The 16,337-nt window shown below is 30.9% G+C and carries 13 protein-coding genes; 11 read left to right on the top strand and 2 right to left on the bottom strand.

Features of this window, described 5'->3' with window-relative positions; all coding sequences use genetic code 11:
• Window positions 1-6: 6 nt before the first annotated feature.
• The 5 genes from GYM73_RS06810 (at window position 7) to GYM73_RS06790 (ending at window position 3,779) form a co-directional block, all read left to right on the top strand.
• Window positions 7-495, top strand: coding sequence for a GNAT family N-acetyltransferase (locus tag GYM73_RS06810; RefSeq protein WP_220233387.1), 489 nt, complete (start codon window positions 7-9; stop codon window positions 493-495).
• 50 nt (window positions 496-545) lie between these two features.
• Window positions 546-839 carry a Dabb family protein gene (locus GYM73_RS06805; RefSeq protein WP_105298006.1) on the top strand — a complete coding sequence of 98 codons (294 nt, stop codon included), beginning with the start codon at window positions 546-548 and terminating at the stop codon, window positions 837-839.
• A gap of 308 nt (window positions 840-1,147) precedes the next feature.
• A complete protein-coding gene (locus GYM73_RS06800) occupies window positions 1,148-2,029 on the top strand; it encodes a DMT family transporter (RefSeq protein WP_220233386.1) in 882 nt (293 codons plus the stop codon).
• A 50-nt stretch (window positions 2,030-2,079) separates the two neighbouring features.
• On the top strand, window positions 2,080-2,688 hold the full coding sequence (locus GYM73_RS06795) for a CDP-alcohol phosphatidyltransferase family protein (RefSeq protein WP_220233385.1): 609 nt from the start codon (window positions 2,080-2,082) through the stop codon (window positions 2,686-2,688).
• Between the two features lie 80 nt (window positions 2,689-2,768).
• Entirely contained in the window at window positions 2,769-3,779 is a 1,011-nt protein-coding gene (locus GYM73_RS06790; protein WP_220233384.1) for an FUSC family protein, read from the top strand.
• Between the two features lie 16 nt (window positions 3,780-3,795).
• Here the strand turns inward: GYM73_RS06790 and GYM73_RS06785 are convergent, their stop codons facing one another.
• Complete coding sequence (locus tag GYM73_RS06785) at window positions 3,796-4,152, bottom strand: helix-turn-helix domain-containing protein (protein ID WP_160557169.1); 357 nt, start codon at window positions 4,150-4,152, stop codon at window positions 3,796-3,798.
• 208 nt (window positions 4,153-4,360) lie between these two features.
• Between GYM73_RS06785 and GYM73_RS06780 the strand changes: the two genes are divergently transcribed.
• Window positions 4,361-5,008 carry an NADPH-dependent F420 reductase gene (locus tag GYM73_RS06780; RefSeq protein WP_220233383.1) on the top strand — a complete coding sequence of 216 codons (648 nt, stop codon included), beginning with the start codon at window positions 4,361-4,363 and terminating at the stop codon, window positions 5,006-5,008.
• Between the two features lie 48 nt (window positions 5,009-5,056).
• A complete protein-coding gene (locus tag GYM73_RS06775) occupies window positions 5,057-5,746 on the top strand; it encodes a DUF1080 domain-containing protein (protein ID WP_220233382.1) in 690 nt (229 codons plus the stop codon).
• Window positions 5,747-5,794: 48 nt separating this feature from the next.
• Here the strand turns inward: GYM73_RS06775 and dnaE are convergent, their stop codons facing one another.
• On the bottom strand, window positions 5,795-10,165 hold the full coding sequence (dnaE, locus tag GYM73_RS06770; protein WP_220233381.1) for a DNA polymerase III subunit alpha: 4,371 nt from the start codon (window positions 10,163-10,165) through the stop codon (window positions 5,795-5,797).
• A 296-nt stretch (window positions 10,166-10,461) separates the two neighbouring features.
• Between dnaE and GYM73_RS06765 the strand changes: the two genes are divergently transcribed.
• From GYM73_RS06765 to GYM73_RS06750, 4 genes are all read left to right on the top strand, one after another.
• The gene (locus tag GYM73_RS06765; RefSeq protein ID WP_160541966.1) at window positions 10,462-10,746 is read left to right on the top strand and encodes a hypothetical protein; all 285 of its coding nucleotides are present in this window, start codon (window positions 10,462-10,464) and stop codon (window positions 10,744-10,746) included.
• Window positions 10,747-11,028: 282 nt separating this feature from the next.
• A complete protein-coding gene (locus GYM73_RS06760; RefSeq protein WP_220233380.1) occupies window positions 11,029-12,348 on the top strand; it encodes an aspartate kinase in 1,320 nt (439 codons plus the stop codon).
• Between the two features lie 470 nt (window positions 12,349-12,818).
• Window positions 12,819-15,143, top strand: a complete 2,325-nt coding sequence (gene topA, locus GYM73_RS06755; RefSeq protein WP_220233379.1) for a type I DNA topoisomerase — start codon at window positions 12,819-12,821, stop codon at window positions 15,141-15,143.
• Window positions 15,144-16,262: a hypothetical protein gene (locus GYM73_RS06750; RefSeq protein ID WP_166005949.1), complete on the top strand. Its 1,119-nt coding sequence runs from the start codon at window positions 15,144-15,146 to the stop codon at window positions 16,260-16,262. It begins immediately after the preceding gene.
• The last annotated feature ends 75 nt before the right edge of the window (window positions 16,263-16,337 follow it).

Genomic DNA, 16,337 nt, shown 5'->3' with positions numbered 1-16,337 from the left:
TAAATTATGATAAGAAATGTTCAACTATCCGATGCATTAAGAATAGCTGAAATTTATAATTATTATATAGAAAATACAGTCATTACCTTTGAAGAAAAAAAAGTTAGTGCCCGGGAAATTGAAAACAGAATTCAAAAAATATCGGCAAAAGGTTATCCTTATATAGTATATGAAAAAGAAGGAATCTTACTAGGATATGCGTATTTGAATACTTGGCGAGAACGTTCGGCTTATGATATAACATTAGAAAACAGTATTTACCTGGATTATAATCAAACCCATCAAGGAATAGGTAATGAATTGCTTACAGCCCTGATTGAAGAATCAAAAAAGATAGATATACATTCCATTATAGGAGTAATATCTTTACCGAATGAGCCCAGTAGAAAATTGCATCGAAAAACAGGATTTAATCTGATAGGAAATTTTAAAGAATCAGGAAAAAAATTTAATCAATTGATAGATGTTGAATTTTGGCAATTACTATTGGATTGAATAAATTAAAATCTATATTAAAAATTCAAAATAATTTAAAAACAATAAAAATGATACATCATATTGTAATGTGGAAGCTTAAAGAAAGCGATAAAAAAAATAACGCTTTAAAAATAAAAAATGATTTAGAAGCCTTAAAAGATCGAATTAAGGAGTTACAATATATCCAAGTAAATACCAATATGGAGATTGCTCCACAGTCAAATTTTGATATACTTTTAGATTCCCGATTTAAAAATTTTGAAGATTTAACTCTATATGCAAATCATCCGGAACATCTTAAAGTGGTGGAGTTTATAAAAACAGTGGTTGATCAAAGAGTAGCTATCGATTACGAAATATAGTTACATAGTAATTGATTATTAAAAAGGATGTTTACTTACACTACACATCCTTTTTTTATTTTTGCTTTATGGATAATATAAACTCATACTACCAATTTAACTTCAACAACTAAATAAAATATCTGATTATTCCTTCCCCTAATACGATCAATTTATGGGTAAAATGATGGATGGTGAAATGCGAATAATGTAATTTTTTAGAATATTTATCTATAAAAATTACAAATTATTTATTAAATGACTCTTTTTTTTAGAATTTAAACAAAGATGATTAAATTTGCATCCACTATTTAACAAATTAATTATTCATGAAATTACCGGCAATAGTTCAATTGCATATTATCGTATTTATTTGGGGATTTACCGGTGTAATTGGTAAGCTTATCTCTCTTAATGCTATACCTTTGGTATGGGGTAGGACCTTGGTTGCAGCTTTTATTTTATTTTGTTATTTATATTTTTCAAAAGGAAAAAATTTTAAAATTTCCGAAAAGCTGATGTTCCAACTTTTGGGGTGTGGAGTAATTGTAGGTACTCATTGGTCATTGTTTTATGGATCCATTAAAATATCCAACATTTCTATTGCCACTTCAACCCTATCAACAGGAACTTTATTTGTGGCTTTTTTAGAGCCCTTTTTTTTCAAACGAAAAATCAAAATTTCTGAAATAATTTTAAGCTTAGTTATTATAATATGTATACTTTTTATCTTTAATACAGAAATGAGTTATTGGAAAGGTATACTACTTGGTATCGGATGTGCATTTTTGTCGGCCTTGTTTTCTGTAGTAAACGGAATAATGCATTCAAAAGAAAGTCCAGAAATAATAACTTTCTATGAAATGGCAGGAGCTTTTGTAACCTTGACGGTTTTTATGTTTTTGTTCAATGATTGGGAAGCCATAGCTACCATAAAAGCTTGGGATATCCTATGGCTTTTAGTGTTGGGCGGACTTTTAACCAGTTTTCCTTTAGTTATGACCATGAAGCTGATGAAACACATTACGCCTTTTACACTCATGCTTTCCATAAACTTAGAGCCTGTATATGCTATTTTAATAGCCTTTTTAATTTGGAAAGATTCGGAAAAAATGAGTCCAGTATTTTATATTTCAACAGCTGTCATGATTGCTGCCATCTGTTTTAACGGTTATTTAAAATCTAAAAATAAAAAGATCCAAAATCAATAAAGTTAGCATTTGCATTATTTTTGAGTTTACATAAGATTAATATTAGACATATGCGTACTGTCCCTAAAATTCTTATGATATTCAGACTCTTACTAGCTCCCCTAAGCATTATTTTATCTTGTCACTATGGAGAAGCATGTGTTCACATGCTTGTTTTAATACTATGCCTGGGGTTGACTTCCGATATATTGGATGGAATTATTGCCAGAAAATATCAGGTAGCAACTGAAAATTTAAGAAGAATGGATAGTTTTATAGATATTATATTTTGGTTATCTCTTGCAACCTCAACAGGAATAGTTCGACCCGGGATCATTGAAGCCAATTTGATATTTATTGTAGGTTTAGTAATATTAGAAGGAATAAGTGCGCTAATTAGTTTCTTGCGATTCAGAAAAGAAGCTAGTACCCATGCGTATTCTTCAAAATTTTGGGGAATAACGTTATTTTTAGCACTTATATCAATACTGGGTTTTAATTACGGTGGATTCTTTTTATATCTGACTATAATTGTGGGATATATTTCCTATGTTGATGTTTTGCTTATACTTATACTATTACCTCATTGGATGCATGATATACCGAGTTTTTTTCATGCTTATTTAATTAGAAAAAAAATTAATTTAAAGAAGAGTACTTTGGGTTCAGTTACTAATTAAATATTTTAGAAAGTTTAAATAAAATAGTTCATACCAATCGGAAACAACTTATTTTAAAAAATTTAAAATTTTAATTTTAAATGTTGAAAGATTACAAAAAAGACCTAATTATAGCGCTATATTCCTTACCGGGTATATTAATAATCTATTGTTTCGGATTTATCTTCAATAATATCATTTTTGCAAGTATTGCTGCAGGAGGTGCTGTGACGGCGGGATATGGAGCAAATAAAAAAATATTAAAATATCCCTTCGCGCCCATGATCATAGCCGTTTTAGGAATGAGTATATGTGCTGCATTGGGATCATTAATAGGACATTTCTATTTTTGGTATATAATCTGTTGTGTATTATTAGCCTGTTTAGCAACTTGTGTAGGAACTATCGATCAAAATGCTTGGTGGATTGTTTTACAATGGTCTATTGCTTTTTTTGTAGGAGGCTATTATGTGGGAGATGTCTATGCCGCTCTGCATAGAGGTGTTTTAATTCTTGCAGGAGGTTTATTTCAATCTATTTGTATTATTTTTCTCATTGAGAAATCATCATTTGAAAGAAATATCAGTAACCCTGAGGAGCTTCTGATCATTTTTAAAAACATATATGAAGATATTGATAAAAAAATACGCTTTCATATGACCATCATCTATACCGCATTAACCATATTAGTTTGCTTTTTCTTCATTACTGTTTTCGATATCAAATATTATTACTGGGCTGTTATGACTGCCTTAGTTATTTTGAAACCTGATTTTATTGATACCCTGAAAAAGGCAAGTATAAGGTTGATGGGAACACTTCTGGGTATTGTCATAGCTACTTTTTTAATATGGTGGTTTCCATCAAGATATATCATGGCATTGGAAATTCTGATTTCTTTATATGTTTGCTATGTATTTGCTAACCACAGATATGCAATTTTGTCAACCTTTTTAACCATTACAACCGTATTAATGTTTGCAATTAATGGGTCATCGGGTAATGAAATAGCTATGGACAGATTAATTGCCACCTCAATTGGAGGAGTATCGGCCATATTAATTATGAGTTTAAGTTTATTGCATATTCGATTTTTAAAAAGTAAAAACTAATAATGATCTTTTAGAATTAGTGGTTTTTATTATTTTTTAAAACTTCTTCAAAATGGTTTTCAGCCCAAGTGATCATCATCTGAATGGAAGGCATTAAACTAATACCTGTTTCCGTAAGACTATATTCAACTCGAGGAGGGATTTCAGCATAGGCTTTTCTTTTAATTAAATTATATTTTTCCAAATTTTTTAGCGTGTTGGTAAGCATCTTTTGAGAAATATCAGGAAGTTCATTTTTTATTTCTCCGTAACGCATCGTTTTGCCGGAATATAAAACAGCTAATAGTAATAAAGACCATTTATCGCTAAATCGGCTTAATATATTTCTTATGGGACAGATGGGATATTTTAAATCGAGTTTATGAGCTTTCATTTTTCTATCAAATATACATATTACTCTCCAATAGAGTACAACTATAAATAATAAAGTAATAATTTATAGTTAAATAAATGTTAAAATTAAACATATAATTAGCTGATAATCAATAATTCTAACTTTAACGGTTCGTTACGATCCTGCTTGTGAACATAAGTTGTTCGGGCTAAATTCGAATCATAAATTTATTTAAAAATATATAAAAATGAAAATATCAATACTAGGAACAGGAAATGTTGCACAAGCGTTAATTAACGGATTAATTAATGAAAAGTATAATGTGGTAGTTGGTTCAAGAAATTTCGAAAAAGGAAGTGAAAATATAGAAAAACTAAAACAAGTTAATAAAACCCTATCCATTGTTTCCTACCAAGATGCTGTAACATTAAGTGAAATTATCCTTCTTTCAATTCCCGGATTTGCGCTTATAGAAACCATAAAGGATATTGGAATTAAAAATTTTGAAGGTAAAATACTTTGGGATATTACAAATGCATTATCATCGGAAGCTCCGGCTAATGGAGTAATTAAATTAATTTCATCTCCGGAAGAATCTCTGTCAGAAAGTGTACAAAAGCTTTTGCCATTATCGCATGTTGTTAAAGGAATGAATACCATAGGTGCGCATCTAATGTATCAACCTTCACTGAAAGAAAACGGTACCGCATTTATTGCCGGAAATAATGAAGAGATTAAAAATACAATTTCTACAATAATTAAATCTTTAGGTTGGAATACCTATGATGCTGGTAAACTAGAATCTTCACGAGCATTAGAGTATATGGGACAATTATATGTAGCTCAAGGTATTTTATATAATAAATGGAATTCAACTTTTAAGTATATAGATTAAATTTTATCATGTAATAAAACATATATAAATCAAGTAAATTGAAAATCGATGAAAATAAATATTATAAAAAATGCATATTTTCTACTTTTTGTTGTGATTATAAACATTTCTGAAATAAAAGCACAAAAAGTTATAGATTTAACGGAGACTCATTTGAAAGCGATAAATACATTTATGACATTTGAAAAAATGGATGGCGATAAAGTAGTAAGAGTCATTAAGGATCCATCAATCAAGAAATTTGATGAACCTACTTATGTACGAATCAATAATGTAAATTTTGCCAATGGGATCATAGAAGTAAAAGTGTTAAGTCGAATTTTGGATGATGCTCCGAATTTTGCCCGAGGATTTATTGGTATAGCCTTTCACATAAATGATTCAAACACTAAGTTTGAAAGTATATATGTTCGCCCTTTAAACGGAAGATCCGAGAATCAGGAACACAGAAACAGGACCATACAATATTTTTCTTATCCGAATTATAAGTATCAACGATTGAGAAATGAATCTCAAAATAAATACGAGTCCTATGCAGATATGGCACTAAACGAATGGATACAATTAAGAATTGAAGTTCAAGGGCAAAAAGCTCAATTGTATATAAATGATAATAAACAACCCTCACTCATCGTAAATGATTTAAAATTAGGAGGAAATGCGACAGGAGCTATCGGACTCTTTGTTGATGTAGGCACTGAAGGATATTTTAAAGATTTGAAGGTTTATCTACAATAATAAAACCTAAAATAAAATTCCGACTCTATTTTAAAGTCGGAATTTTTATTAATTCAACCTGAAATCTAAAAACAGATCGTTTCTTAATACATCTAAAATTTGTTTATTTATATTTACTCTTCGGTTCATTGATTGTGATTCTAAATATACATTGTTCTTTTTATCGATAATTTCAAAGTGTATATCTTTTGAACCTGCATTTTCATCACATACTTTATTTAAAGTAGTAATGGTATTTTCATCTAAATTTTCCAAGTTTATCTTAATGGTTAATTTTTTAGCATGTTTTCCGATTACATCGCTAAGTTCTTCGATATTCAGCACATTTATATATACAAAGCCGTTATCTTTAATCATTCCTACCGTGATTTTTACTAAAACAAATAAATTAGGAATAAGATATTTTTGTAAATCCAGATAATTCTTTTTAAGCTTAAGAGAAATAGTACCTGTTTTATCTTCCAAATCAAAATAGGCGATTCTTGTTCTGCCATCGTTTATTTCCTTGTGCTCAAAACGTGAGATCATACCGGCGATATACACTTCCTTATTAATATAATTTTCTTTATTTTCATTAATTTCGGAAATATCAACAGGTTTAATCAGAGCAATTTCGTATTTGTAATTATCCATTGGATGAGCGGATATATAGATACCTACTACTTCTTTTTCTCTGCCCAATTTATACATGGTACTCCATTCTTCCGTTTCAGGAATTACCGGTTTCATAACATCAAATCCTTCATCCCCCAAGTCTCCAAATAAAGAATTTTGAGCAGAATTCTTATTATCCTGATAGGCAATCCCGTATCTTACCAGCTTTTCAATAGTGCTGGTACCATTTTCTTCTTTAAAAAATTGAGCACGATTATTATTGGCTAGTCCATCAAAAGCTCCTGCCAATACTAAATTTTCCAGAACTTTTTTATTTATATTTTTTAAATCTGTCCTTTCAAAAAATTCAAACAGATTTTTATATTTTCCCTTAGTTTGTCTTTCACTTACTACAGCTTCAACAGCATTTTCACCGATTCCCTTAATAGCTCCCATTCCAAAACGGATAGCACCTTTTTCATTTACAGTGAATTCATAATCACTTTCATTAACATCAGGTCCTAGCACTTCCAATCCCATATTTTTACATTCTTCCATAAAGAAACTCAAAGTGGTAAGATTGTTAAGGTTATTGCTAAGCAATGCGGCCATAAATTCTGCAGGAAAATGAGCTTTTAAATAAGCGGTTTGAAAGGCAATAAATGCATAACAAGTGGAGTGAGATTTGTTAAAAGCGTATTGAGCAAAAGCTTTCCAGTCTTCCCATATTTTTTTTAATTTATCTTCAGGATGACCTCTTTCGATAGCTCCCTCAAGAAAACGAGCTTCCATTTTATTTAAGACTTGAATTTGCTTCTTACCCATAGCTTTTCTAAGCACGTCCGCATCACCTTTACTAAATCCGGCTAATTTTTGAGAAAGAAGCATTACTTGTTCTTGATAAACAGTAATACCGTAAGTATCCGCAAGATACTCTTCCATATCTTCTAAATCGTAAGATATTTCTTCCTTTCCATGTTTACGATTGATAAAGTTCGGAATATATTGTAAAGGTCCGGGACGATACAAGGCATTCATGGCAATCAAGTCCTCAAACTTATCGGGTTGCAATGCTTTGAGGTGCTTTTGCATTCCGGGGGACTCATATTGGAAGATACCTACTGTATTTCCATTTTTGAATATCTCATAGGTTTTATCATCATCCAAAGGAAAATCATCGGGATTTAAAACTTCTCCGGTCCTTTTTCTAATAATTTCAATGGTATCGGCAATAATCGTCAAGGTACGTAAACCTAGAAAATCCATTTTTAACAATCCGGCACTTTCTACCACGGAGTTATCAAATTGGGATACCAACAAAGAGGAATCTTTGGCAACGGCAACAGGTATTAAATTAGTAATATCTTCCGGAGTAATAATTACTCCACACGCATGAACTCCCGTGTTCCGTAAGCTACCTTCCAGTTGGTAAGCATTTTGTATTACCCGCCCTTCCAGGTCATATTCATTAAATTTTTGTTTTAGTTGAAGCACAGGAACAGACTCCTCTTTACCGAAATCTTTAATTAACTCACTTTCTGTTTTATTTTTTAGCTTGGTTAAATTTAAGGTAGAGGGTAGGTTTTTTGATAAGCGGTCTGTATCGCTTAAGGGCAATTCAAGCACTCTTCCTGCATCCCTTATCGCGGAACGTCCGGCTAACGTACCGTAAGTAATTATTTGAGCAACCTGATTTTCTCCGTATTTATCTACCACCCATTGAATGATTTTTTCACGTCCTCTATCGTCAAAATCGATGTCTATGTCGGGTAAGGATACCCGATCCGGATTTAAGAAACGCTCAAAAAGTAAATCATATTTAATAGGATCTATATTAGTAATCCCTATGCAATAAGCAACGGCTGATCCGGCTGCAGAACCTCGACCCGGACCAACAGATACACCCATTTTACGCGCTTGTGAGGTGAAATCCTGTACAATGAGAAAATAGCCGGGATATCCCGTTTTGGCTATGGTTTCCAACTCAAATTGTAAACGATCTTTAGTATCTTCGGATAATTGGTCACCATATCTTTTTTTAGCTCCTTCCCAGGTAAGATATGCTAAGTAGGCATTTTCTCCTCGCTTACCTCCGTCCACTTCATCTTGAGGGTCTTTAAATTCATCAGGTATATCAAATTTAGGAAGTAAAACATCTCGGGTTAATTGATAAGGTTCAAATTTTTTGATAAAATCTTCAAAATTTTCAATTGCTTCCGGTATATCTGCAAACAATTGAGCCATTTCTGTTTGAGATTTAAAATTATATTCATCATTAGGAAGACCGTATCTTCTTCCAAAACCTCTGCCCTTAGGGGTAGATTGTTTTTCTCCGTCTTTTATACATAAAAGGATATCCTGGGTTTCTGCTTCTTTTTTACTAATATAAAATGTATCGTTTTGAGCTAAAACCTTGACTCCGTATTTTTTGGCAAATTTTATTAAAACTTTGTTGAGGTGTTCCTCTTCATCTAAATGGTGTCTTAATAACTCTACATAAAAATCATCACCAAATAATCCATGCCAATAGATAAAGGCCTCTTCTGCCTGCTTTTCTCCCACATTTAAAATTAGACTGGGAATTTCTGAAGATAAACTTCCGGTAGTTGCAATTAAATTTTCTTTATATTGTTCAATAAGTTCTTTTCCAATTCTGGGATAGCCTGCATACAAACCTAGTTTATATCCTAAAGTTGATAATTTAGAAAGATTTTTAAATCCTTCATGATTTTTAGCAAGTAATATCTGAGTATATCTACGATCCGGATTATCTTTTGTAAATTTATTTTGTAAATAAGTTTCAGATATATACAGTTCACAACCGATAATTGGTAAAATCTCATTTTTTAAAGGTTCAGAACCATCGCCTTCTAAAATTTTAGCATTATGATCTTTAATAGATCCATTAGCTTTTTTTATTTCATTGAGAAAAGCAAATGCACCCATCAAGTTGCCCGTATCCGTTACACCTAAAGCGGGCATGTTATATTCTAAGGTTTTTTTTATTAAATCAGAATGTTTACTGGTAGAAGTAAGTATTGAATAAACCGAATGATTGTGAAAGTGGAAAAAAGATGAATAATTTATTTCATCTACAGATTTTTTAGTACTTTCTGATATCCCTTTTAGTTGCTTATTAAAATCTTTGACCTGTTCACGAATAACAATATCAAAAGGTTGAAAAGGTTCAGGATGAGTTTCAACAAAAGCACTTAATTCTTCTTCTGTAAAATTCAGCTTATTTGCACTTATTTGGTTTCGTCTAACCAACTCCCAAAATGCCTGAGCAGTAGCATTAACGTCTGCCGCAGCATTGTGTGCCTCATCAAAACCATGCCCAAATAATTTTTCATATAATTCGGAAAGTTTAGGAAATTTAAATCCACCTCCCATACCTCCGGGCAAAGCACAAAAATTAGTTCCCTCACGGGCTGTATCTATTAACGGAAGATCCGCAATATGGTTTTCTATTGATTTTCGATAAAATTCAGCTCCAACAATCGGGATATCGAATGCTATATTTTGTCCGACTAAAATCGGATTATCTGCCAGTACCGCATTAAATTGATCCAATACGGTTTTAAGATCATGACCTTCCGCTAATGCTTTTTCGGTACTTATACCGTGAATTTTTTGAGCATTGAAAGGGATGTCGTATCCTTCGGGTTTAATTATATAGTCATAGTTTTCAATTAAATCACCATTTTCATCATGTAACTGCCAGGCAATTTGAACCATTCTAGGCCAATTGTCTGAATCGGAAACAGGTGCATTTGCATTGGCAGGAAGACCTGTGGTTTCAGTATCAAAAACTAGGAATTTCATAATACAAAGTTAGGGATTTCTTTATGAATGTAACTTTTAAATCTTAAGTTCCTTCAATATTTCATTTCTTAAAAATAACTTTGAAAGATATTGGAATTGAATAAAATAGAGTGAATTTTTACATTAAAAAAATTACAGGGTAAAGAAAGATTGGTTTCCATTTAAACAGAATGTAAAATATAATTTAACAGCCTGAAATTTTACATGTATTACATATAAAATATTTATAAGCAAATCATTTATTAGGTCTAATTTTTGATTTTTTATTTTACTAAAACAATAAAAAAACATAGTGTATGGAAAATATTATTGAAAAACTTCAAAAAGAAGTAGGTCTCAGTGAAGATCAAGCGGTGAAATCTTTAAATGTAATAAAAGAATATATGGATAAAGAAGATTTACATGTTGATTGGGAAAAATTCTTTAAAGGGAAATACGAACATTTTAAAGATTCAGTATCTAATTTTTTTAGTAAAATATCTAATAAGGCAGAAGATTGGGGTGATAAAATAGGAGATAAGGTAGAGGATTTAACCACAGATGCTAAACGAAAAATTAGAGATGCATCTAAAAAAGAATAGATTAAGTTTTTAACTTATATAAATTTGTGCAAGAAGCTTATCAATTAAGCTTCTTTTTTTATTTAAAAAAATCATTTTTTGATTTAGAAATTAGTATTTCGGCTATAAAAATAAGAAAGATTTTTAATAAATTAATTTAATTAGAACTGAAATTGAAATCTAGTTTAAAAACCTATTATTTGTTTTAAATTCATGATAAAAAATTACTAATGTTTTTAATATAAAAATAGTTGATAAACCATAAAATATGTATTTTTGTATCTCTTCTATAATAGGATAAAAATGTTAGTATTAAAATTTGGAGGCACCAGCGTAGGAAGTGCAGAACGTATAAAAAATTTAGCTGAATTAACTAAAGGTAAAAAACCGAAGATTGTTGTTTTGTCTGCCATGAGTGGAACAACTAATGCCTTAGTAGAAATATCCCAAGCTCTTTATGAAAAAAATACATCTAAGGCAAAAGAATTAATACAATCTTTAGAAGACAAATACAGAAAGGAAATAAAAGACTTATACAATAATGAAACCATTGCCAAGAAAGGGAACGAACTTTTGGATGATTATTTCAATTATATAGCATCATTCTTGGATTTTCCTATATTTACTTCCAAAGAAGAAAAAATAATTTTGGCTCAAGGTGAACTTTTGAGTACTCATATGTTCCATTTTTACATGAGTGAAATCGGAGAAAAAACGATATTGCTTCCGGCGTTAGAATTTATGAGAATAAACAAAGACGGTGAACCGGATTTTCCTTATATAGAAGAACGTATTAAAGAAGAAATTAAAAAGTATCCTGATATAGATTTTTTTATTACTCAAGGATATATTTGTAAAAATGCTCAAGGAGACATAGACAATTTGCAAAGAGGGGGGAGTGATTATACAGCTTGTATAATTGGTGCCGTAATTGATGCTGAAGAAATACAAATATGGACCGATATCGACGGGATGCATAATAACGATCCTAGATTTGTTAATAAAACTCATCCCATAAATGAATTAAGTTTTGATGAAGCTGCAGAATTAGCCTATTTCGGAGCAAAGATTTTACATCCAACCTGTATTCTACCTGCACAGAAAAGAGGAATACCCGTAGCTTTGAAAAATACAATGCAACCTGAAGCTAAAGGTACTTTAATAGGAAATATTAATACTCCGGAAGGAATTCGTGCCGTAGCAGCAAAGGACGGTATTTACGCCATAACCATAAAAAGTGGTAGAATGCTATTGGCGTATGGATTTCTAAAGACAATTTTTGAAATTTTCGATAAATATAAAACCTCTATAGATATGATTACCACTTCAGAGGTTGCTGTATCATTAACCATTGACAATCCTTCTAATTTAGAATATATATTAAAGGAATTAAGAGAAATAGCCAATGTAGAATATGAAAAAGATCAAACCATTATTGCCATCGTAGGAAATATTGCAAAAAATGAATCAGGTTATGCTGTTAAAATTTTGGAAGCTCTTAAAAATATTCCTCTGCATATGATATCTTATGGAGGAAGTGAGCATAATATATCTGTAGTAATTGACAGCAAAAGTAAAAAAGAAGCATTACAAGCTTTGAATACAACTCTTTTTGGATATTAAAAATATAAGATAATTTAGTTAAATTTAAATAATAAATATATCATTACTCAAATTACCTTTAAGTTAATTACTTAAAGGTATTTTTTATATCGTAATTATGCTGTAAATCTAAATTGTAAATGCAATTTTATCGATGTAATGATTCTAATTGATTTTTGAAAATAGATAACATGTAAGATAATTATATTTTTTCAATATTAGAATCTATAACTACTAATTTTTACTTTAAAATACCTACTAAAAATAAGTGCAAGTAATATAAAATTTACCCTAAAAAAACATTAAATAAACTTGAACAGATGAAATAAAATAAAGGAAATGAATTTTACGGTTACGGTACTGTAAGAAAAATACAATGCTATGAGTATTAATTATTTATATCTGGATAAATTTGTTTATTAGAAAATAAAAAATCAAAGTTGAACTATAATATTGATAAAAAATTTCTAATTTCGCAAAAAAATCTTAGCATGAATTTGGTAATTGTTGAATCGCCCGCAAAGGCCAAAACAATAAAAAAATTTTTAGGAAATGACTTTGAAGTTGAATCTAGTTATGGTCATATAACTGATTTGGCAAAAAAAGATATGGGTATAGATATGAAAACTCTAGAGCCCATATATCAAGTCTCCTCAGATAAAAAAGAAGTCGTTAAAAAACTAAAATCATTAGTAAAAAAAGCAGATACTGTATGGTTGGCTTCCGATGAAGACCGTGAAGGGGAAGCCATTGCTTGGCATTTATTTAATGAATTACAACTTAAATCAGAAAATACTAAAAGAATTGTTTTTCATGAAATAACCAAAAATGCCATACAAAAAGCCATTCAAAACCCTAGAAATATAGATATTAATCTGGTTAATGCACAACAGGCCCGAAGAGTGTTGGACCGATTGGTAGGATTTGAAATGTCACCTATTCTTTGGTCTAAAATAAAAGCCGGATTATCTGCAGGAAGAGTACAATCTGTGGCTGTACGTTTGATCTGTGAAAGAGAAAAGGAAATTGAAAAATTTATTCCGGTTCCTACGTATAAAGTTGAAGCAGATTTTTACAATAAATCTCATAATTTATTAAAAAGTAAATTAAATACTGATTTTCAAGACTATTCTAAGGCATTAGATTTTATACAAAGAGCCCAAGGGAAAACATTCACTATATCCAATGTTGAGACTCGTCCAAGTAAAAGAAGTCCATCAGCCCCTTTCACTACATCTACTTTACAACAAGAAGCTGCCAAATTAGGATTTTCAGTTAGTAGAACAATGATGTTAGCTCAACAACTCTACGAATCGGGGTACATTACCTACATGAGAACCGATAGCGTCAATTTATCAGAAGAAGCGTTGAATTCTGCAAAAGATGTAATTATTGGACAATATGGAAAAGAATATTTAAACACACGACAATATACCACAAAAAATAAGTCTGCTCAAGAAGCTCACGAAGCAATTCGTCCAACCAATTTATCAGTACAAGAAGCAGGGGCAGATGATTCACAAAAGAAACTATATCATTTAATTTGGAGAAGAACTTTAGCCTCACAAATGGCCGATGCTAAATTAGAAAGAACAATTGTCGATATATCAAATCCGGAATTAAAAGAGAAGTTCGTAACAAAAGGAGAAGTTATTGTTTTTGACGGATTTTTAAAAGTATACCAAATTCAAAAAGAAGAAGATTCAGCCGATGAAGACAATAATGAAGGACTCTTACCTGTCGTAGAAAAAGGAGAAGAAGTACAATTATCTCAAATTATTGGTGAAGAAAAATTCAGTAGGCCGGCAGCTAGATATAATGAAGCCTCTTTAGTAAGGAAATTAGAAGAATTAGGAATCGGGCGTCCTTCCACATATGCTCCTACTATTTCTACAATTCAAAAAAGACAATATGTGGAAATCAGAGACTTAGATCCCAAACAAAGGGAGGTTAAGAAGATTCTTTTAAAAGATGATACTATAAAAGAAAGTGTTGAAATTGAAAATTATGGAGCGGATCGAAGAAAATTAATGCCGACAGATATAGGATTAGTTGTAAATGAATTTTTAACGGAACATTTTCCAACCATATTAGATTATGGCTTCACAGCAAAGGTTGAAGAAGACTTTGACAATATAGCCGGAGGAAATGAAAACTGGAAAGAAATGTTGACTGGTTTTTATGATGATTTTCACCCCCATGTAGAAGAAGTAAAAGAAACGGCAGAAAGAGCTACAGGAGAAAGATTATTAGGTCAAGATCCTATAAGCGGTAAAAATATTTATGCTCGCATAGGCAGATTCGGTCCAATGATTCAAATGGGTGAAACCGAAGATGAAGAAAAGCCTAAATTCGCCGGTTTAATGAAAGGGCAACACATAAATTCAATAACTTTAGAAGAAGCGCTTAAATTATTTGAATTGCCTAAGTATTTAGGAGATTATGAAGATAAAAAAGTTGAAGTAAATACGGGAAGATTTGGTCCTTATGTAAAACATAACAGCAAGTTTTTTTCTTTGAAACCTAAAGAAGGAGATGAAATTTCAACCATTACTTTAGAAAGAGCTATCGAATTAATAGAAGCGAAAAGGGAGGCAGACAGAAATAAATTTATTAAAGCATTTGAATCAGAAGATCCAATTATTGAAATTTTAAATGGAAGATGGGGACCTTATATTAAACAAGGAAAAGAAAATTATAAAATCCCTAAAGACACGGAAGCCGATAAATTAACTCTCGAAGATGTCAAAAAATTAATCTCGGAATCAGGTAGTAAAACCAAGCCTAAATCCAAAACCAAATCAAAAAAGAAATAAGTGGAAGCATTGCGAGATTTTTTGCATCCGGTAGATGAATCTTTGATATATGCACAACCGGATTCAGTAGGAAGCAAGATACAATTTTACTGGGATAAAAAACTTGAAGAGAATAGTGTTGTAATTATTGGTTGTCCCGATTTAAGAGGTACCGGCCATAAAAAAGAGTTTTCCAATTTAAGGTTGATCCGTGAAGAATTCTATCAATTAGTATGGAATGATTGGAATTTAAAGTTGTATGATTTGGGAGATATAATTCCTGGAAATGAATGGGAGGATACAGATTTTGCTCTCAAAAAAGTATTGGAAGAATTATTGGAAATGAAGGTACAGCCCATTATCTTAGGTGGAAATATGGGACTGAATTATACCGCCTATAAAGCACTTTCTATACTAAAAAAGCCTTTAAATTATACCGCAGTTGATACGAAAATTGAAATTGGAAATACAGAAGGAAAGCTAACGGATAAAAATTATCTTTCCAAGATGATAGTTGAAGATTTTAATTTACTTTTCAATTTTACCAATATAGGATATCAAAGTTACTACGTACCGCAATCAACATTAAAAAAATTTAACACTTTAGATTTTGAAGGCATACGTTTAGGGAATATAACAACGAATATAAAAGATTCAGAGCCTATATTCAGAAGTTCTGATTTTGTAGGGATCAATTTGGACTCTGTAGAGTCTTATGATGGTACTCTCTCAACCGGAAGTACGGTAAACGGATTCACCAATCGTGAAATTTGTGGTTTATCAAGGTATATAGGTTTGTCTAAACAGGTAAAAATAATAGGGATCTATAATTTTTTAGGATATTCATACAATAAAATGAATGAAAAATTAGTTTCTCAAATTTTGTGGTATCTGATAGAAGGTAAAAATCAGCAAGAATATTATGAAAATGATGAATACATTAAATATACTGTCTTACATGAAGATAAAGAGTTGGTCTTTTTAAAAGATAAATATGTCGATAGGTGGTGGTTGGCTATCGATTTTGAGGACAATGAAAATCTTCCTTTCTTAGTACCTTGCTCATTAAATGATTACAAAGAAGCTTTAGAAGGAAATGTTCCCGAGCGATATTGGAAAACTTTCAAAAAGTTTTTATAAACGGCCACAGATAAAATTAACGCTGATTTAAATAGAAGAATAAAAAAATTTTTAAATAAAATAAAAAAATAGTAG

It is taken from the genome of Apibacter sp. ESL0432 (genome assembly GCF_019469225.1).
Classification (GTDB): domain Bacteria; phylum Bacteroidota; class Bacteroidia; order Flavobacteriales; family Weeksellaceae; genus Apibacter.
This window is presented reverse-complemented; position numbering and strand designations above follow the sequence as displayed.